This window comes from Stutzerimonas balearica DSM 6083, assembly GCF_000818015.1.
Lineage (GTDB): Bacteria > Pseudomonadota > Gammaproteobacteria > Pseudomonadales > Pseudomonadaceae > Stutzerimonas > Stutzerimonas balearica.
The window spans coordinates 2,101,673-2,121,138 of the sequence record NZ_CP007511.1; the positions used below are offsets into that span (position 1 = coordinate 2,101,673).

Below are 19,466 nucleotides of genomic sequence, written 5' to 3' on the forward strand. Positions count from 1 at the left end.
CTCGCGGTTCATGCGCCGGCCTCGGCCGGTTCGGCCTGGCGCCGCCAGCGCTGGCCCAGGCGGTCGAAGAACAGGTAGATCACCGGCGTGGTGAACAGCGTCAGCAACTGGCTCATCAACAGGCCGCCGACCAGCACCAGGCCCAGCGGCTGGCGTAGCTCGGCGCCGGAGCCGGTGGCGAGCATCAGCGGAATGGCGCCGAACAGCGCCGCCAGGGTGGTCATCAGGATCGGCCGGAAACGCAGCAGCGCGGCGCGGTAGATCGCCTGCTCCGGCGTCATGCCTTGGTGACGTTCTGCCTCCAGGGCGAAGTCGATCATCATGATCGCGTTCTTCTTGACGATGCCGATCAGCAGAATGATGCCGATGATCGCGATCAGCCCCAGATCGTTGCCGGTCAGCAGCAGGGCGAGCAGCGCGCCCACCGCCGCCGACGGCAAGGTCGAGAGAATGGTGATCGGGTGGATGTAGCTCTCGTAGAGCACACCGAGCACGATGTACATGGTCACCACGGCGGCGAGAATCAGCAGCAGCGTGCTCGACAGCGACGCGCGGAAGGCTTCGGCGGCACCCTGGAAGTGCGTCTGGATACCGGCCGGCAGGCCAATCTCCTGTTCGACCTGCTCGATCACCTCGACTGCGTGGCCAAGCGACATGCCCTCGGCGAGGTTGAACGACACCGTCGCCGCCGGGAACTGGCCGATGTGATTGATCAACAGGGGCGCCGAGCGTTGTTCGATCCGCGCCAGGCTCGACAGCCGCACCGGATCGCCCTCCCCGCTCTTGACGAACAGTTGCTCGAGCGCCTGCGGGCCGAGCCGCGAGCCGGCCCCGACCTCCAGCACCACGCGGTACTGGCTGGCCTGGGTGAAGATGGTCGATATCTGTCGTTGGCCAAAGGCGTCATACAGCGCGTCGGTGATGGCCGAGACCTCGATGCCCAGGCGCGCGGCCGCGTCGCGGTCGATGTCTAGGTAGACCTGCAGGCCGTCGCTCTGCAGGTCGGTGGCGACGTCGGTCAGTTCCGCCCGCTGGCGCAGGGCCTCGACCAGGCGCGGCGTCCATTCGTTGAGCAAGGCGCTGTCGGGTGACTCCAGGCTGAACTGGAACTGCGTGCGGCTGACCCGGTCCTCGATGGACAGGTCCTGCACCGACTGCAGGTACAGCTCGATGCCCGGGATGCGCGCCAGTTCGGGGCGCAGGCGCTCGATGACCTGGCTGGCAGTGGCGCTGCGCTCGGCGTGCGGCTTGAGGTTGATCAGCAGGCGCCCGCTGTTGAGCGTGACGTTGTCGCCGTCGACGCCGATATAGGACGACAGGCTGACCACGTCCGGGTCGGCCAGCAGTACCTCGGCCAGGCGCTGCTGGCGCTCGCTCATTTCGCGGAACGAAACCGATTGCGGCGCCTCGCTGATCCCCTGGATCACGCCGGTGTCCTGCACCGGGAAGAAGCCCTTGGGCACCATCAGGTACAGCACCACGGTCAGCGCCAGCGTGGCCAGCGCGATCAGCAGCGTCAGCGTCTGGTGGCCGAGCACCCAGCCCAGCCAGCGCGCGTAACCGCCGATCAGCCGCTCGACCCAATCCGGCCCGTGCTCGTTGGCCTTGTGCGGTTTGAGCAGCCTGGCGCACATCATCGGCGTCAGTGTCAGCGAGACCACCAGCGACAAGAGAATGGCGACGGCCAGGGTGATTGCGAACTCGCGGAACAGGCGTCCGACCACGTCCTGCATGAACAGCAGCGGAATCAGCACGGCGATCAGCGACAGGGTCAGCGAGATCAGCGTGAAGCCGATCTGCTTGGCGCCCTTGAGCGCCGCGTTGAGCGGTGTCTCGCCCTCCTCCACGTGGCGGGCGATGTTCTCCAGCATGACGATGGCGTCGTCGACGACGAAGCCGGTGGCGATGGTCAGCGCCATGAGCGTCAGGTTGTTCAGCGAGAAGCCGCAGAGGTACATCACCGCAAAGGTGCCGACCAGCGACAGCGGCACCGCGATCGAGGGAATCACCGTGGCCGAAAGCTTCTTCAGGAAGACAAAGGTCACCGCGACCACCAGGATGGTCGCCAGGATCAGCTCGTGCTGCACGTCGGTGACCGCGGCGCGGATGGTCTGCGTGCGGTCGGTGAGGATGGTGACGTCCAGGCCCGCCGGCATGCTCGCGGTGACTTCCGGCAGCAGTGCCTGGATGCGCTCGACCACTTCGATGACGTTGGCGCCCGGCTGGCGCTGGATATTCAGCAGCACCGCCTGATTGCGGTTGGCCCAGGCGGCCAGGCGCTCGTTCTCCGCACCATCGACGATGCTGGCGATGTCCTTCAGGCGCAGCGCCGCGCCGTTCTCGTAGGTCAGGATCAGCTCGGCGTATTCCTCGGGCGACTTGAGCTGATCGTTGGCGTCAAGCATCGAGACGCGGGTCGGGCCATCGAAGTTGCCCTTGGGCTGGTTGACGTTCGCCTGATTGATCAGCTGCCGCACATCGGCCAGGGACAACCCATAGGCGGCCAGCGCCTCGGGATTGGTGCGAATGCGCACGGCCGGGCGCTGACCGCCGGCGATGCTGACCATCCCCACGCCGCTGATCTGCGCGAGCTTCTGCGCCATGCGCGTATCGACCAGGTCGTGCAGTTGCGGCAGCGGCAGCGTCCTGGAGGTTATCGCCAGGGTGATCACCGGCGTGTCGGCCGGGTTGACCTTGTTGTACACGGGCGGCGCCGGCAGGTCGTTTGGGAGCAGGTTGTTTGCCGCATTGATCGCCGCCTGCACCTCCTGCTCGGCTACGTCCAGCTCCACGTCCAGGGAGAACCGCAGGGTGATGACCGAGGCGCCGCCGGAGCTGCTCGAAGACAGCTGCGTCAGTCCTGGCATCTGCCCGAACTGGCGCTCGAGTGGTGCCGTAACTGCGCTGGTCATCACTTCGGGGCTGGCGCCCGGGTAGAGCGTCATGACGCGGATCGTCGGGTAATCGACCTGCGGCAGCGCCGCCACCGGCAGCAGCTTGTAGGCGATCAGACCGGCCAGGAGGATGGCGACCATGGTCAGGGTCGTCGCCACCGGCCGCAGGATGAACAGCCGCGAGACGTTCATCGAACCGGGCGCTCCCCTTTTTCCTCGACGCCGACCTTCGGCTGGTCGGCCGCCTCGCGCGCCATGGTGGCCGGGTCAACGACCTCGACCTCGCTGCCGTCACGCAGCCGATCGGTCCCTTCCATGACGACGCGTTCGTCGGGCTTCAGGCCTGCGGTGATCACCGTCAGCTCGCCGTTGCTCGGGCCGACTTCGACGTTGCGCAGCTCGACCTTGCTATCCGCGTTCACCACATAGGCGAAGTTGCCGCGCGAGCCGAACTGCAGCGCAGCCGAGGGGATCAGCGTCACGTCCTTGAGCGTTTCCACGCGCAGGCGCACGTTGACGAACTGGTTGGGCAGCAGCAGCTCGGCCTCGTTATCGAAGCGCGCCTTGAGCTTGAGGGTGCCGGTGGTGACGTCGATCTGGTTGTCGATGCTCTCCAGCACGCCCTCGCCGAACAGGGTGCGCTCGCCGCGATCCCAGGCCTGCACGCCAAGGGCTTCGCCCTGGCGGAAGCGGATCAGCACCGGCGGCAGATCGGTTTCCGGCAGCGTGAAGGTGACCGCCATCGGCTGGGTCTGGGTGATCACCACCAGCGGCGTGGTGTCGTTCGCCGCGACCAGGTTGCCGAGGTCGAGCTGGCGCAAGCCCAGGCGCCCGCCGATCGGCGCGCGGATCTGGGTGAATTCGAGGTTGAGCTTGGCTTCGTTCACGGCCGCCTGGTTGGCCGCCAGGGTGCCTTGGTACTGGCTGACCAGCGCTGCCTGGGTATCGAGGGTCTGCTTGGCGATGCTGTCCTCGGCATACAGGCCCTGGTAGCGCTGCAGGTCGAGCTGGGCATTTTTCAGCTGCGCCTGGTTCTGCCGCAGCGTGCCTTCGGCCTGTTGCAGCGCCACGCGATAAGGCCGCGGGTCGATCACCGCGAGCAGGTCGCCAGCCTTGACCCGCTGGCCCTCCTCGAAGTGCACCTCGACCAGCTCGCCCGCCACCCGGCTGCGCACGTTCACGGTATTGAGCGGCGTAACCGTGCCCAGCGCCTTGTAGTACACCTCGAAATCACCCTGGCGCACCGGCGTGACGCGTACCGGCACGGGGCCACCGAAGGCGCCGAAGCCTGGCCGGCCACCGGGTCGCTGGGCCTGCTCGGCGTTGCTGTCGGGCCAGAGCCACCAGAGCAGCGACACGGCGGCCAGCACCGCGACGGCGAGCAGCAACCAGCGGAAACGGGGAGACGAGGAAGCGGGGACGACGGGCATGATGATGTTCGCAGCGAAAGGAGCCTGAACCTTAAGCAGTCGCAGCGCTCTCGCAAAGCGGATTTACGGCATTTTTACAGTATCGAAAGTTGTCGGCCGGACGCCTTGCGGCCGGAACCATGGCCGCGCCCGCCAGTCTATCTAGCGCCTGCCCTTGGTGGCGCGTCGTCCGATCGCGCCGCCAGCGTGCCGAAATACCAGTTGGGCCCGTAGTACGGCCTGTCACAGGATCAAGGAATGAACGCATCACTGGTCATACTGGCGCTTACCGTCGCCAGCTTTCTTCTCGGTTTTCTTCGCGACCTGTTCATCGCCAGGGCCTTCGGCCTGAGCTGGCAGGCCGACCTCATCTTTGTCGCGCTGGTGCTGCCCCTGTTCTTCGAGAACTTTCTCGGGCTGGCCCTGCGCGACACCATGATTCCTTACCTGCAGAAGCTGCGCAGCCAGTCGGAAGGCCTGTTCGAGGCAGTCAGCCGCTGGCTCTACTGGCGCGTGATGCTGCTGGGGATCGCCTCGAGCGGCCTGATCGTGCTCGCCAGCTATCCGATACTGACCGCCCTCGCCCCTGGCTGGACACCCGCCCAGGTCGAGGCCGGGCAACTGGTGTTCTGCTTCGGTGCCCTGCTGATTGCGGTGCAGGCGACGCTCTACTGCCAGGGCGCGCTGCTGAACATGGACCAGGTGTTCATCATGCCGATGACTCGCACCGTGCTGCTCAATGCCGGCGCCATCGTCGGCATCCTGCTGTTCGAGCCGAGCGGGCTGGTGATCTTCCTCGGCATGTTGCTGCCGCAGCTGGCGCTGATCGTGCTGCAGCATCGGCGCATCCACTACCTGCGCGGCGAGGCGATGGCCGTCGAAAAGGGCCGCGGCGGCGAATTCGGCCTGGCCTTCGCGCCGGTGCTGCTCGCCGCCGGTGCGCAGCAAGCGTGCATCCTCGCCGAGCGGGTGTTCGCCTCGTTTCTCGATGAAGGCAGCATCACCATGCTGTCGTTCGCCTTCCGCATCGTCACCATTCCCCTGACGCTCTATGCGATGTCGGTGCTGTCGGTGCTCTTCCCGCAGTTTTCCTCCAGCTGGAACGACAAGGACCACGCCGGCCACGCCGCGGTGATTCGCAAGGGCCTCTTGGCGACCCTGCTGTTCCTGGTGCCGGCCAGCGTGGTGCTCTGCTCGTTCCCCGAAGCGGTGGTGGCGGTGCTTCTGGAGCGCGGCCAGTTCGGCGCCGCGCAGACCGAGGCGACCGCCGCGCTGGTGGTCATCTATGCCGCCGGGCTGCCGGCGCTCGGCCTGGCGCTGCTCTGGGGGCGCGCGTTGCTGGCACAGAATCAGGCCCGGTTGTTCCTGGTCATCACGCTGATCGCCTCGGCCGTGACCATCGGGCTCGACGCCATCCTCTACCGCAGCCACGGGGCGCAGGGGCTGGCGACGGCCTTTGCCAGCGGTGCGGTATTGCAGGCCTTGCTGATGGGCTTGTACGTCTACCGCGCCGTGCCGCGTGCACTGGGCGCGACCTTGCTGCTGCGCTGGCTGGCGACCGCCGGAGCGCTGGGGCTGGCGCTACGCTATGCGCCCCAGCCGGACGGGCTGCTGCAGCTGTGCCTGTACATCTCCCTGGTGCTCGTCGCCTTTGCCGTGGGCGTCGTGGTGCTCGGCGAACGTGACCTGTTCAAGCGCAGCTACTGGTCGATGCGCCGCGCCTGAGCTACTGGTCGACGCGGCTCAGCGCCTGCGCTTCGTATTTCGGATACAGGTGCGTGGCGCTGCGGATCAGCTCATAGCGGGTCAGACTGATGCCGGCGAAACGTGGCGGAATGGGCGCCTGGGTCACCTCTCCCATCTCGGCGCCCTGCTCGGCGCTCGTTCTCATCAGCTCGTCGAGCCAGCCCAGGTAGTCGCGCATCTGTTCGAATGGCTGGGCGTTGTCGCTCACCGGGCCATGGCCGGGCACGAGCAGTTTCCAGGGCAGCGCCTGCAGCGTGTCCAGGTCGGCCAGCCAGACATCCAGCCCCGGGCTGTTCGGCGTGGTCAGGGCACGCTGATAGAAGACGATGTCGCCAGCCAGCAACACGCCGGTCGTTTCATCGAATACCGCCAGGTCGGCGCCGGTATGCCCGCGCAGGGCCAGCAACTGCAGGCGGTGGTCGCCGACCTGAAGCTCGCCGGGGGTAAGGGTTTCGCTCGGCAGCACCACCTCGGTGCCGCGCATCCAGTCGCCGACCATGCGGTACATGTTCTCGGCCATGGCATCGCCCTGCTCACGTAGCAGTTCGGTGGTGCCCTCCAGCGCCGCGATGGGCACATCGGCAAAGGCCTGGTTGCCCAGGACATGATCAGGGTGATGATGGGTCAGCAGTACCTTGACCACCGGCTTGCCGGTCACCCGCGCGATGGCTTCGCGCATCTCTTCGCCATAGCGGCGCGAGGGCCCGGTGTCGATCACCACGACGCCCTCGGCGGTCACGATGAAGGCGGTGTTGACGATATTGGCGCCGTTGGACTTTTCGAAGTTTTCCGTACTGCCCTCGAACAGCCAGGTGCCTTCGGCGATCTGGCGGGGTTCGAGTCGATAGCGAAGTTCGGCATGGGCCGAAACGCCGAGGCATAGCGCGACGGCAAGAAGAATCAGGCGCATGGGGCCTCCCGAAGCGGGGAACGGTAGGAAGATTGAGGTGCGCGCCCGTCAGAGCGCGGCTTCGAACTCGTTGCCGTTGTTGTCGCGCAACCAGAGCTGCGCCGGCTCGTCGGTCTTGAGCTCGAGGCTGATAGTCGGGTTCTCGGCGACCGCCGGGTACAGTTCAAGGGTGGCCAGCGGCTGGCCGTCGGCGCCGCGCAGCACCGCCTGATTCAGAAAGAACTCGGGGATGCCGCCGACCAGGCCATTGTCCATCGGATGCGAGATCTGCATGCGCAGCCGGCTCGCGTCGCCGCGCGGGAAGCGACCGCCCAATACCTCGCCCAGGTGATCCTCCCAGCCTGGTTGAGCACGTACCACACTGGGCGCCGTGCAACCGCCGCCAGCGGCATCGACCTTGGCGCCGCCCATGTGCCAGACGCCGTCGCGGGTCAGCACGGCGGCGCGCACAGGGGTCGCCTGCTCGACGCGGATGCGGATCGCCACCAGCGGCAAGGCCTTTTCGCCCGGCTCGAAGGTGAAGATTCGCGGGATCGGGTTGAGATCGGCCCAGGCTTCGATGCGCACCACGTCCTCGCCCAGTTCGCGGGCGTCGATCAGCACCGGCACCTGGCGCGCATCCTCGGCGAAGGGAGGCAGCTGCACCCGCACGCGCTCATCGAATACGTAGGGTTCGCCCTTGAGCAGGTTGCGATGGTGGTGTTCCCACATCACCGATTGCAGGGGGTCGGGCTCGCCGGCCTGCAGATAGGCCGGCCCCAACAGCAGCAGTGTCAGCATCAGCGTTCGCATCGGCATCTCCAGCCTCCTTTTGACGCCCGACCGGCACTCAGCGATTGACCACCTCGCCCTGCCCTTGCTGGTACAGCTCGGGTTTTTCGTAGCGCATGCCGTAGGCCGCGTAGATCTGCTCCATACCGCCGTCGTTGACCAGCGGCTCGAGTATCTCTTCCAGAGCGTAGGCCAGCTGGCGGTTGGATTCATGTACCGCCATGCCCAGATCCCAGGCCTGACGGCCCATGTTGGGATAGGCGTTCTCGGCCAGCTTGAGGTGGCTGTCGGCGGCCTGGGCGACCAACCAATCGATTTCCCCGCGCATGGCCATGGTGGCATCGACCTCGCCCTTGACCATCGCGTCGAAGGCCAATCGCGGCGTGGGGTAATGATGGGTATTGGCAGCCATCCGGCCGTTGAAGACCGAGGTCATGTAGAACGAGGGCACGCTCTCGACCTCGACCCCGATGGGGTGGTACTGGAACACCGCGACGCTCGGCACGTCATCCATCCGCCGGTCGTCATAGGCCATCTGCCAACGTTCGCGCTGGTAGGGGCCGAACATGGCGACCAACTCATTGACCAGCTCGCCGACGTCGTTGCGCCGCAGGGAGAACTCGCGGTCGTAGGGTACGCGCAGCATCACGTCGGCGAGCACGTCGCGGCGCAGGTAATGCCCCTTCCAGATGAAGTTGCGCAGGTCGTCATCGAGCGTCTCGCCGGGGGTCACCCAGAGCAGCTCGAGCTTCAGACCCAGGCCCTCGGCAAGCTTGGCGGCGAGATCGACATCCACACCGCGAGGCTTGCCGTCGGCCCTGTAGCTGTAAGGCGGGAAGTTGTCGTACACCGCCACCTTCAGCACGCCAGATTCGACGATATCGTCGTACGACCGGACCTGCGCGGCCTGCGCCGGCATCATCGCGCAAGACAGAATCAGCCAGACCAGCAACAGGAACCGGTGCATGGCGATCACCGCTTGGCCGCTTCGCTTTCGATATAGGTACGGATGGCCCACAGCGCTTCCTGGCTGAGGGTGTCGGCCATGCGCGGCATGTACACCGCCCCGTCACGCACCGCGCCGTTGATCACGCGCTCCTTGAACCACTCGTCGCCGTCCATGTTCGCTTCCAGGTCGCGCAGGTCCGGTGCGATACCGCCGGAAATGGCTTCCAGGCCGTGGCAGCGGGCGCAGTTCTGGTTGTACGCCGACGAGCCGATTTCCACGGCGCGGTCATGGTATTCGCTGGGCGCGCGGAAGGGGTTCTCATCGGCCCACTCTTCGCCCAGATCGGGCAGTCCCTTGGTTTCCACAGGCTGCGGCGTGACGTCGCCGTGGGCCAGAGCGAGGCCCGATACGCCGATGAAGCCTGCAGCCAGCAGAGCACGCAGAAGATTGTTCTTGTTCATGGACTACCACCCTTGGTTCGTTGAATCTGAGCAAGGCTGCTCCTGAACGGAGCGCATGGCAGGCATCTTGAAACCGGCGGCGTCCCGGCAGAATCCTGCTTTGGATGCCATGCCCTACTCCCTTGGTAGTAGCGCCTGCGACCTGCGGGTGAGCGCCTGTAGTAGCAAGGCGAAATCACAGCAGTTCGGGAACGCATCCCGGCCTCGCCGGGCGTTTTTCCGTTTCGACGCGCAGGGCGCGCTCCCACTATTCGAAGCGCCAGGCCACCAGACGGCGGCCTCGTTCGACTAGACAAGGGAAACGCAACCATGACAACAAGATCGCACCCCGGCAGCAAACGCCCCCTCGCCCTCGCCGTGCATTGCCTCGCCCTGGCCGGCAGCCTGGCGCTGGCCGGCGCCGTGCAGGCCAAGACCGTCAGCTGGGAAGACATCGCCAACGACCACCTCACCACCCGCGACGTGCTGCAATACGGCATGGGGACCAGCGCACAACGCTACAGTCCGTTGGCGCAGGTCAATACCGAGAACGTCTTCAAGCTGACACCGGCCTGGTCCTACTCCTTCGGTGACGAGAAGCAGCGCGGCCAGGAGTCGCAGGCCATCGTCCATGACGGCGTCATCTACGTCACCGGCTCCTATTCGCGGGTGTTCGCCATCGACGCCAAGACCGGCAAGCGGCTGTGGAACTACACCCATCGCCTGCCCGACGACATCCGCCCGTGCTGCGACGTGGTCAACCGCGGCGCCGCAATCTATGGCGACAAGATCTTCTTCGGCACGCTGGACGCCGCGGTGGTCGCGCTGAACAAGGACACCGGCAAGGTGGTGTGGAAGAAGAAATTTGCCGATCACGGCGCCGGCTACACCATGACCGGCGCACCGACCATCGTCAAAGACCAGAAGACCGGCAAGGTGCTGTTGATTCACGGCAGCTCGGGCGACGAGTTCGGCGTGGTCGGCCAGCTGTTTGCGCGCGACCCGGACACGGGCGAGGAAGTCTGGATGCGCCCCTTCGTCGAAGGGCACATGGGGCGTCTCAACGGCAAGGAGAGCACGCCGACCGGCGACGTCAAGGCGCCCTCCTGGCCGGATGATCCCAACCACCCGACCGGCAAGAAGGAAGCCTGGAGCCACGGGGGCGGCGCTCCCTGGCAGAGCGCCAGTTTCGATCCGCAGACCAACACCATCATTGTCGGCGCCGGCAACCCGGCTCCCTGGAATGGCTGGGCGCGTACCGCCGACGGTGGTGATCCGAAGGACTACGACAGCCTTTACACCTCCGGCCAGGTCGGCGTCGATCCGAGCACCGGCGAGGTCAAATGGTTCTACCAGCACACGCCGAACGACGCCTGGGACTTCTCCGGCAACAACGAACTGGTGCTGTTCGATTACAAGGACAAGAACGGCAAGACGGTGAAAGCCACGGCCCATGCCGACCGCAACGGTTTCTTCTACGTCGTCGATCGCACCTCCGGCAAGCTGCAGAACGCCTTCCCCTTCGTCGACAACATCACCTGGGCGAGTCACATCGACCTGAAGACCGGTCGCCCGGTGGAGAACGAGAACCAGCGCCCGCCGCTGCCCGAGCCCGGCGAGAAGCATGGCAAGTCGGTGGAAGTCTCGCCGCCGTTCCTCGGCGGCAAGAACTGGAACCCCATGGCCTACAGCCAGGACACCGGGTTGTTCTATGTTCCGGCCAACCACTGGAAGGAGGACTACTGGACCGAAGAGGTCAGCTACAAGAAGGGTTCGGCCTACCTTGGCCAGGGCTTCCGCATCAAGCGGATGTACGACGACCACGTGGGGATCCTGCGGGCGATGAACCCGACCACCGGCAAGGTGGCCTGGGAGCACAAGGAAAAACTGCCGCTGTGGGCCGGCGTGCTGGCCACCAAGGGCGGCCTGGTGTTCACCGGCACTGGCGACGGTTTCTTCAAGGCCTTCGACGCCAAGACCGGCAAGGAGCTTTGGAAATTCAACGTCGGCACCGGGATCATCGCCCCGCCGATCACCTGGGAGATGGACGGCGAACAGTACATCGGCGTAACGGCCGGCTATGGCGGCGCCGTGCCGCTGTGGGGTGGCGACATGGCGGTGCTGACCAAGCCGGTCGCCCAGGGCGGTTCGTTCTGGGTCTTCAAACTGCCTGAATGGGACAAGAAGACCGCGCAACGCTGACCGGCCAGGCCGTGCCGAGCAGGCACGGCCCTCGCCGCCCTACCCGGCCGGCGAACATCGCCCGCCCTTCGGTCCCGAGTTGGCGCTCTCGCCGAAGGGCGAGGCGGTGTTTCGCATGGCCTTCCCGGGTCGCCCGGTGCGACCGGAACTGCCGGAGCCATCCCCATGAAGATAATCAACGCCCTGCTGTTGCCCCTGGTCCTGCTGGGCAGCGCCCATGCGCTTGCCGAAGACGACGCGCGCCTGGTCATCAACGGCTGCGTCATCGAGCCGGACAGCCAGTGTCCGAACGCCGACCTGCGCGGTGCGAACCTCGCCAACCAGGATCTGCGCCGGATCAACCTCGCCGGCGCAGACCTCAGCGGTGCCGACCTGCGCCACGCCAATCTCGACCTGGCCAATCTGGAAAAAGCCAGGCTCAAAGGCGCCAACCTCACCCGTGCCAGCCTGCAACAGGCCAATCTGCGCCTGGCCGACTTCAGCGAGGCGCGGCTGGTCGCCATACGCGGTTGGGGCCTGTTCGGCCAGGCCGCACAGTTCCGCCAGGCCGACCTGACCGGCGCCTTTCTGGAGTTCGCCCGCCTGAGCGGTGCAAAGCTGCACGACAGTCGTCTGATCGCGGCAGACCTGGAGATGGCCTGGCTGAGCAAGGCCGACCTCAAGGGCGCGGACCTCAGCGATGCCAACCTGCAGGAGGCCAAGTTCAACGATGCCAACCTGGCCGACGCCAACCTCAGGGGTGCGCGCCGCCATTACGCCACCTTCCAGGGCACCAACATGGAAGGCTGTCGTGACTGCCCGATCGGCTGGGAGCGCTGAGCGCGCCGGCATGGACTCAGTCCACATCTGCCGCTAGGGTTGCCCGATGAGCGGCGCCGCCCGGCGCCGACAGCCGGAGCGAGGCAGGTCAATGCCCGATATCACCGCGGCAAGGTTTCCCGAGGACCGCGATGCGGTTCTGGCAATCTTCACCGAGTACGTTCGCAGTCCGAGCGTCAGCCTCGACTATCAAGGATATACACGCGAGTTCGCCGAACTGCCCGGCGCCTATGCGGCACCGGCGGGCTGCCTGCTGCTGGCTCGCGTCGGCCGCGAGGTGGTGGGCTGCGCCGCCCTGCGCCGGGTCGACGACACCACCTGCGAGATGAAGCGCGTTTATGTGCGTCCGCAGGCGCGTGGCCAGGCGCTCGGCCGGCAATTGGTCGAGCGCATCCTTGCCGAAGCGCGTCGGGCTGGCTACCAGCGCATCTGCCTCGATGTGTTGCCGGAGTTTACCGCGGCGCGCCAGCTCTATCATTCGCTCGGCTTCGTCGCTGCTGAACCGGTAAGCGTCAATCCGGTGCCGGGCACCGCCTTTCTCGGCCTCGAGCTGTAACCGATGGCCAATCTGCCGATTGTTCGCCTCAAGCCGCCTGGCGAAGCCGGCGAACTGGCGCCGTTCGCCGGCATGCCGCCGGAGCGGATCGTCATGCCTGACAGTGCGGCGAGCTGCGAAGCGGTACTGCGTGAGCTGCTCGCCTGGCCAGGTCCGATTGGCTTCGATACCGAGTCCAAACCCACCTTTCGCGTCGGTGAGCATTCGGACGGTCCCCACCTGATCCAGTTCGCTACCCCGCAGCGCGCCTACCTGCTGCGGGTCGCCATTGCTGAATGCCTGCCGGTCGCCAGGGCCGTGCTGGAGAACCCGCGCCTGGTGAAGCTTGGCTTTGGCCTGAAGTCCGACCGCAGCCGTCTGCAGGGCCGGTTGGGCATCGCCTTACGCGCCGGCATCGACCTGGGCAGCGTGTTGCGCTACGAGGGGCGCAAGGGCCAGGTCGGCTTGCGCGGTGCGCTGGCAGCCCTGCGCCAGGAGGCGATCGCCAAGTCGCGCCGGCTGTCGACGTCCAACTGGGCAAACCTGCAACTGAGCGAGGCGCAGCAGCGTTACGCCGCCGACGACGCCTATGGCGCGCTGCAGGTATTCGCGGCGCTCGAGGCCGAGGTGCAGCAAAGGCTCCTCGCGCTCGCCCGTACGCCGGAGCGGTGATGTCATTGCGACAGCCTATCGGGCCGATAGAGCAAATTGTCGTCCGGGGTCTCTCCAGTTCGCCGTAGCGCGGCCGAATTACACAGTGGGCGGTAGGTCCCTCCCTTCACTGGATGCCAAGAAAATGTTCAACAACCAACTCAAGCGGGAGCTGTCGGCGCTTCGCGAGGAAGCCTCGATCAGCCGACAGATCAAGGACTCGCTGTACCGCGAGATGATGGTCCTCGAAGTGGACCCGCAAGGACGCATCCAGCATGCGAACGAAACCTTTCTCGCCGAAATGGGCTACCGCCGCGACGAGTTGCTCGGCCGACCGCTCGACGGCTTGTTTTCCGCGCAATTTCGCAGCGAGGCCAACTATTCCAGGCTGCAGACCGCGATACGCCAGGGCGAGCATTTGTCCGGCGCCTACCGCCTGTTGCGTGCCGATGGCAAGGAGGCCTGGCTGCGCTCGATCTGGCAGCCGATCAAGGCGGCCGATGGCGCGCTGCTGCACATCACGCTCTGCGCCAACAACCTGACCCGCACCATCGAGTCCTCGCGCGAGGCCGAGAGCGTGATCAACGCCCTGCAGCGTTCGACCGCGGTGATCGAGTTCGACCTGAGCGGCCACGTGCTGACCGCCAACCAGCGCTTCCTCGACGGCATGGGCTATCGCCTGGAGCAGATCCAGGGCAAGCACCACCGAATGTTCTGCGAACGAGAGGAAGCCGAGTCGGCCGAGTACCGCGCCTTCTGGGAGCGCCTCAACCGCGGCGATTTCGTGGCGGCCCGCTTCAAGCGCATCGATGCCCTTGGCCGTCCGGTATGGCTGGAGGCTTCCTACAATCCGGTGCACGACGCCTACGGCAAGCTGTACAAGGTGATCAAGTTCGCCACGGTGATTACCGAGCAGGTTCAGCGCGAGATGGCGGTGGCCGAGGCGGCGACGATCGCCTACAGCACGTCGCAGCAGACCGACCTCAGCGCCCAGCGTGGTGCGCAGGTGGTGCAGCAGACCGTCGAGGTCATGCATCAGATCGCCCAGCAGATGCAGGACGCGTCCGATGGCATCGAGGCGCTGGACAAGCAGTCGCAGCTGATCAGCGCGATCCTCAAGACCATCAGCGGCATTGCCGACCAGACCAACCTGCTCGCGCTCAACGCCGCCATCGAGGCCGCGCGTGCCGGTGACCAGGGGCGTGGCTTCGCTGTGGTGGCCGACGAGGTACGCCAGCTCGCCGCGCGAACCAGCAAGGCGGCCGAGGAAATCGTCGGGGTGGTGCAAAAGAACCAGGACCTGGCGCAAGCCGCCGTGCACAGCATGTCGGCCAGCCGCAGCCAGGCCGAGCAGGGCCTGGAATTCGCCAATCAGGCCGGCGCGGTGATCGTCGAAATCCAGGACGGTGCGCAGCGGGTGGTCAGCGCGGTCGGCCAGTTCGCCAGTCAGCTGAACAGCGACAATCGCTAGCGGCGCACGCTGCCCGCACGGCCAGACAACCTGCCTGGCCGTGCGCTCGCGTTACAGCGCGTCCCAGGCATAGCGCACGCCCAGCCAGCCGGCACGCGGCGCCCCCGGGGCGATGAACTGCTCATGGCGCCATTCGTCCGGGTCGCTGGCGAAGGCGTTGCCGGCGCCGACAAAGGGGTTCTCCGCGAGCGCGCCGGCTGTCGCGTAGCGCTTGTCGAACAGGTTGTCGACTCGACCGAACAGCGTCCAGCCCGGTGCGAACCGGTAATCGGCGGTGAGATTGACCACCGCATAGCCCGCCAGCTTTCCGCTGCCTTCGAATTCGTCGTTGGGCCGGTGACGGTTGTTCTCGTTGCCGCGCACGTACTGATCCGAGTAGGCCAGCACGGTGGTGCCCAGCCGCAACCGGTCGTTCAGGTTCCAGTCCAGGCCGAGCTTGAGGTTGTGTCGGGGCAACCCTGGCAGGTAGTCGCCGCTGGCGATGCGGATTTCGTCGTCCGGGCAGCCGCCCTCGCCTTCGGTGCTGTTGTTCTCGGCAAGAATGCAGGCCGAAGAGCGGAAGGTCGCATGCAGCCAGGTGTAGTCGACCCGCCAGTCCACCGGCCCCTGCGTGCCGGCCAGGCCGAACTCGATGCCCTGGCGCTGCGTGCGGCCGAAGTTGGTGAAGTAGCCCTGGCTGCCGCCGGTGCCGACGAACAGCAGGTCGTCATGGTTGATGCTGCGGAAAGCCCCGAGATTCCAGTGCGTGCCGCCGGCCAGCTCGCCGCGCAGGCCGAGCTCCAGCGTGCGCGTGACGACCTGTTCGAGGAAGGGGTCGGCGGCCATGGCGTTGGGCAGGCTGCAGGGATTTTCGGGATCGGCGCAGCCGAGTTCGATCGGCGTCGGCGCACGGTTGCCCTGCGAAAAGCCGCCATACAGCGTCAGCGCCGGCTGCAGCTGCCAGGCAAAGCCCAGGGCCGGGTTGAGTTTGTGGTAGGTGAAGTCGCCGTCGAGGTTGTCACCCATGCGGTCGGAGTTGACCACGCGGGTGCGGTTGTAGCGCAGCGAGCCGGTCAGCTGCAGGCGCTCGGTCAGTGACCAGGTGTCGGTCGCATAGAGGCTCGAGGTGCGGGTGCGACCCAGCAGGCTGTTGACCTGCTCTTCGTCCTCGCTGGCAAGGATGCCGCGCTCGTCGGTCAGCTCGCCGCCCTGCTCGCTTTGCTGGAAGCTGGCGCGTGTGTTGTCGTGCGTCAGGCCGAAGGCAAACTGGTGGGCGCCGGCGTAGTGCGTCCATTGCAGCGCCAGCCCGTAGGCGCGCTGCGTGGTCCGGGTGCGGTTCAGCACGCCGCTTTCCGGGCCTTCGCCGATGAAGCCGTCGTCGGCCCACTCCTCGTATTCATCCTCGTATTCGTCGTTGCCGTCGCCATTGAGCGTCTGCGTGCGGGTGCGACGCAGGTAAAGGGTGCCCGATAGCCGATCGCGCTCGCTCAGCCAGTGGCTGGCCGAGAGTGCCATCAGGTGGCTCCTGTTCTCGGTCTGGTCGGGATAGGTAAAGATCGCGTCTTCGTCGCGATCATGCAGGCTTTCAGGCAGCAGGCCGTTGCCGATCAGGTCGTTGTCGGCATGCGCCAATGTCAGCGCCACGTCGGTGCTGTCGCTGGTCCAGGCGAACTTGCCGAACAGCTGCCGCACTTCGGAGGGCGAATGGTCACGCCAGCCATCTTCGTCCATGCCTTCGGCCGCCAGGTACCAAGAGAAATTCTCGTGGCTGCCGCCCTGCTCGACCGCCGCGCCGTAGCGCCCGAAGGAGCCGCCGTACACCTCGGCCGAGCCGCCCGGATGGGTATCGCCGCGCTTGGTTTGCAAGGCCAGCGCCCCGCCCAGGGTGTTGAGCCCGTAAAGCGGGTTCGAACCGGGCACGAGCGTGGCGCTGGCGAGCGCGGTATTGGGTATCAGGTCCCAGTGCACCACGTCACCGAAGGCTTCGTTGATCCGCACGCCGTCGAGAAACACCGACATGCCCTGCGGCGTGCCCAACAGCGGCGAGGCGGAGAAGCCGCGGTAGTTGAGGTCCGCCTGGTAGGGATTGCCCTGGGTTTCGTTGAGATTCACGCTCGGCAGGCCGCGCTGCAGCTTTTCGGCCAGCGATTGCCCTCCCAATCGATCGAGCTGCCGCTCATCGAGTGTCTGCACATTGGCAGGCACCTGGTCCTTCGGCAGGTCGATGCCCGGCAGCGGAGTCGTGGCGACGACCTCCGCAGCCTCCAGTTCGAGTGGCTCGTCGGCGTGAGCCAGGCCGGGCAACAGGCCGGCGATGGCCAGGGAAAGCAGCGTGCGCCGGGGCAGCCGGCGACTACTGAACTGAGACTGCATCGGGTAGTTCCTTGTTCTTGTCAGGCGGATCGGGCCGAACGAGCCGGCGGGCGGCTCCCTACGTCGGTTTGGGCAGGCCGTGCTGGCAACCTGCCAGGGCGATTATCAGAAGGAGTCTGGCTGCGCCGACAGGGAAGATTTCCCGGTTCGTGCGGGAAAACTTCCCGGCGCCGCGGAGATTGGTCGTACGACCTGCGCATTAGGTCTACGCCGCCTTTCGGGCACATCCAGGCAGCAGCGGCACGGCCGTGCGGCGCTGTTTGCCGGCCGGCGGGGATGGGTGAAGTTCGGAGGCACGCCAGGCGGCCGAAGGCTGCTGGGCGCGGGGCGGTAACGGGACGCGGCGGTCGGCAGGTGACCTGCCACCTGCCCGTCGACGGAGTTGAAGCGGCTGGTGGTCAGGCTTCGCAGAGCATGCGTTCGCCGACCCGCAGCAGGCCCTGGTCGATGGCCAGGTGTACCAGCTCGGCCTGGGAGCTGACCTCGAGCTTGTTCTTGAGCAACGCCATGTGGTTGGACACGGTCTTGCTGCTGATGCACAGACGCTGGGCGATCTCACGGGTGCTGATGCCGCGCGCGAGCATGATGAACACTTCCATCTCGCGCGGCGTCATGTCCGCCAGCCGCCCCTGGTTGGCCGAACTCGACGCGCGCTGGCAGGCCAGCTCGACGGCCAATGGCTGTTCGATGAACGGCTGTCCGGCCAGCACCTTGCGCACCGCCTCGACCAGCACGTCCGGTGCGCAACGCTTGGTCAGGTAGCCGGATGCGCCGGCGTCGAGGGCCTGCCGAACGAGAGCCTGCTCATCGTGCATGCTGAAGATCAGCACCGGCAGCAGCGGCAGGCGCTGGCGCAGGCGCCGGCAGGTTTCCAGCCCGCTGATGCCCGGCAGCCCGAGGTCAAGAATTACCAGGCTGGGCACCTCGTCCTGCACGCTCTGCAGGGCCTGCTCGCCGCTCGCGGCTTCGGTTACCACCACTTCAGGCAGCAAGGCGGTCAGCAGGCTGGCGTAGCCCTGACGGACCACGGCGTGATCGTCGACCAGCAGAATGTTCATGTTGTCGCTCCTGTGCAGGGCAGGTTGAGATAGAGCGTCCAGCCGCGCCCCGGGCAATGCCGCAAGCGCAGCCGGGCGCCGAGACAGCGGGCGCGCTCGCGCATCGAGCGCAGGCCGACGCCGGTACCTTCGGGCGGCTGGCCGTGGCCGTTGTCGGCGACCAGCAGGCTCAGGCCGCGAGTGCCGCCACGTAGCTGCAGGCTGACCTGGCTGGCCTGCGCATGCCGCGCGACGTTGGTCAGCGCCTCCTGGGCGAGCCGGTAGAGGTGCAGCTTGTCGTCCATGTCCAGCGAGGGCATCGTGCCGCGCAGGCGAAACCGGCATGCGATGCCCTGCGAGGCCTGCCACTGCTCGGCAAGCTGGGCGATGGCCTGCTCCAGGCTGAGATGCTCGAGCATGACCGGATACAGGTCGCGGACCAGCCCGCGAAAGCCGTTCTGCAGGTCGAGGCTGTGCTGCTCAAGGTGCGCGGCGGTCTCGCGCACGGCTTCGGGGCGGTCCGCCTGGACACGGAGCAGGCAGGCGCGCGCACGGATGCCGGCGACATACTGCCCGAGATCGTCGTGCATCACCTGCGCCAGGCGTGTGCGTTCGCGTTCCTGCAGCTCCATCAGGGTACGGTTGAGCCGCAGGTTGTCGGCTTCGGCCGCTTCCAGCGCGCCGGCCATCTGGTTGAACTGCCCGGCCAGCCGCTGGGCCTCCGGCAGACGTCGTGCCACCAGGCGTGTGGCCAGCTGCCCGCGCGATATGCGCAGCAGCCCGCCGAGCAGGTCTTCCAGCACGCCCAGTGCATGGCCGACGGCCCAGCGAATGGTAAGCAGGCTCAGTGCCAGGGCCAGGCCGAACAGCGCCAGCAACTGCAACAACGAGTCCCAGACTTCCTCGACCTCGTCGTCCGGGTTGACGGTCAGGCGGATCTGCTGGCCATCGTCGAACTGCACGGTTTTCGCTGGCATCACCTGGGGATACAGCCACTGGCTCAACCAGCGGCGATGCTGCCCTTCGGCTGTGGCTACCGGCTCTGCCCCGGCCGCGATGCGCTCGACCCGGATGTGCCGGAGGCTGTCCTGCAGGCCGCTGGCCAGGGCCTGCGGGTGGCCGCGCAGGCTGAGCGCGAGGTAGTCGACGACCTGTTGCGCGGCATCCATTTCGCGTTGCACGTCGTGCGCGGCCTGGCGCAACAGGACGCTCATGCACACGAGCGTCACCGCCGCGAAGAACAGCGCCACCAGCAGGTAGGTGCGACCAAGGGCATTCAT

The 19,466-nt window shown here is 66.4% G+C and carries 15 protein-coding genes; 6 read left to right on the forward strand and 9 right to left on the reverse strand.

The window, feature by feature from the left end:
* Positions 1 to 8: 8 nt before the first annotated feature.
* A complete protein-coding gene (locus tag CL52_RS09555) occupies positions 9 to 3,086 on the reverse strand; it encodes an MdtB/MuxB family multidrug efflux RND transporter permease subunit (protein WP_043220176.1) in 3,078 nt (1,025 codons plus the stop codon).
* Positions 3,083 to 4,324: an MdtA/MuxA family multidrug efflux RND transporter periplasmic adaptor subunit gene (locus CL52_RS09560; protein ID WP_043220179.1), complete on the reverse strand. Its 1,242-nt coding sequence runs from the start codon at positions 4,322 to 4,324 to the stop codon at positions 3,083 to 3,085. Before CL52_RS09560 ends, CL52_RS09555 begins: the two co-directional genes overlap by 4 nt.
* Positions 4,325 to 4,561: 237 nt before the next feature.
* On the opposite strand from CL52_RS09560, the gene murJ reads away from it, so the two are divergent.
* Positions 4,562 to 6,028: a murein biosynthesis integral membrane protein MurJ gene (murJ, locus tag CL52_RS09565; protein ID WP_041105478.1), complete on the forward strand. Its 1,467-nt coding sequence runs from the start codon at positions 4,562 to 4,564 to the stop codon at positions 6,026 to 6,028.
* A 1-nt stretch (position 6,029) separates the two neighbouring features.
* Here the strand turns inward: murJ and CL52_RS09570 are convergent, their stop codons facing one another.
* From CL52_RS09570 to pedF, 4 genes are read right to left on the reverse strand one after another with little or no spacing between them, the layout of a single operon-like run.
* The gene (locus CL52_RS09570) at positions 6,030 to 6,959 is read right to left on the reverse strand and encodes a quinoprotein relay system zinc metallohydrolase 1 (RefSeq protein ID WP_041105479.1); all 930 of its coding nucleotides are present in this window, start codon (positions 6,957 to 6,959) and stop codon (positions 6,030 to 6,032) included.
* A gap of 48 nt (positions 6,960 to 7,007) precedes the next feature.
* Complete coding sequence (locus CL52_RS09575; protein WP_041105480.1) at positions 7,008 to 7,757, reverse strand: quinoprotein dehydrogenase-associated SoxYZ-like carrier; 750 nt, start codon at positions 7,755 to 7,757, stop codon at positions 7,008 to 7,010.
* 31 nt (positions 7,758 to 7,788) lie between these two features.
* On the reverse strand, positions 7,789 to 8,697 hold the full coding sequence (locus tag CL52_RS09580; protein ID WP_173425366.1) for a substrate-binding periplasmic protein: 909 nt from the start codon (positions 8,695 to 8,697) through the stop codon (positions 7,789 to 7,791).
* Positions 8,698 to 8,702: 5 nt separating this feature from the next.
* Complete coding sequence (pedF, locus tag CL52_RS09585) at positions 8,703 to 9,140, reverse strand: cytochrome c-550 PedF (protein WP_041105481.1); 438 nt, start codon at positions 9,138 to 9,140, stop codon at positions 8,703 to 8,705.
* 309 nt (positions 9,141 to 9,449) lie between these two features.
* Here pedF and exaA point away from each other — a divergent pair, with 309 nt between their 5' ends.
* From exaA to CL52_RS09615, 5 genes are all read left to right on the forward strand, one after another.
* Positions 9,450 to 11,321, forward strand: a complete 1,872-nt coding sequence (exaA, locus tag CL52_RS09595) for a quinoprotein ethanol dehydrogenase (protein ID WP_041105482.1) — start codon at positions 9,450 to 9,452, stop codon at positions 11,319 to 11,321.
* A gap of 165 nt (positions 11,322 to 11,486) precedes the next feature.
* The gene (locus CL52_RS09600) at positions 11,487 to 12,140 is read left to right on the forward strand and encodes a pentapeptide repeat-containing protein (RefSeq protein ID WP_043220184.1); all 654 of its coding nucleotides are present in this window, start codon (positions 11,487 to 11,489) and stop codon (positions 12,138 to 12,140) included.
* 91 nt (positions 12,141 to 12,231) lie between these two features.
* A complete protein-coding gene (locus tag CL52_RS09605) occupies positions 12,232 to 12,696 on the forward strand; it encodes a GNAT family N-acetyltransferase (RefSeq protein ID WP_041105484.1) in 465 nt (154 codons plus the stop codon).
* Between the two features lie 3 nt (positions 12,697 to 12,699).
* Positions 12,700 to 13,347 carry a 3'-5' exonuclease gene (locus tag CL52_RS09610; RefSeq protein WP_043220186.1) on the forward strand — a complete coding sequence of 216 codons (648 nt, stop codon included), beginning with the start codon at positions 12,700 to 12,702 and terminating at the stop codon, positions 13,345 to 13,347.
* A 124-nt stretch (positions 13,348 to 13,471) separates the two neighbouring features.
* Positions 13,472 to 14,797 carry a methyl-accepting chemotaxis protein gene (locus CL52_RS09615; protein WP_043220188.1) on the forward strand — a complete coding sequence of 442 codons (1,326 nt, stop codon included), beginning with the start codon at positions 13,472 to 13,474 and terminating at the stop codon, positions 14,795 to 14,797.
* Positions 14,798 to 14,848: 51 nt separating this feature from the next.
* Here the strand turns inward: CL52_RS09615 and CL52_RS09620 are convergent, their stop codons facing one another.
* From CL52_RS09620 to CL52_RS09630, 3 genes are all read right to left on the reverse strand, one after another.
* Positions 14,849 to 17,149, reverse strand: a complete 2,301-nt coding sequence (locus CL52_RS09620; protein WP_043220190.1) for a TonB-dependent receptor — start codon at positions 17,147 to 17,149, stop codon at positions 14,849 to 14,851.
* A 398-nt stretch (positions 17,150 to 17,547) separates the two neighbouring features.
* Positions 17,548 to 18,207 carry a response regulator transcription factor gene (locus tag CL52_RS09625; RefSeq protein ID WP_041105487.1) on the reverse strand — a complete coding sequence of 220 codons (660 nt, stop codon included), beginning with the start codon at positions 18,205 to 18,207 and terminating at the stop codon, positions 17,548 to 17,550.
* The gene (locus CL52_RS09630) at positions 18,204 to 19,466 is read right to left on the reverse strand and encodes a sensor histidine kinase (protein WP_043220194.1); all 1,263 of its coding nucleotides are present in this window, start codon (positions 19,464 to 19,466) and stop codon (positions 18,204 to 18,206) included. The genes CL52_RS09625 and CL52_RS09630 overlap by 4 nt, the downstream gene beginning before the upstream one ends.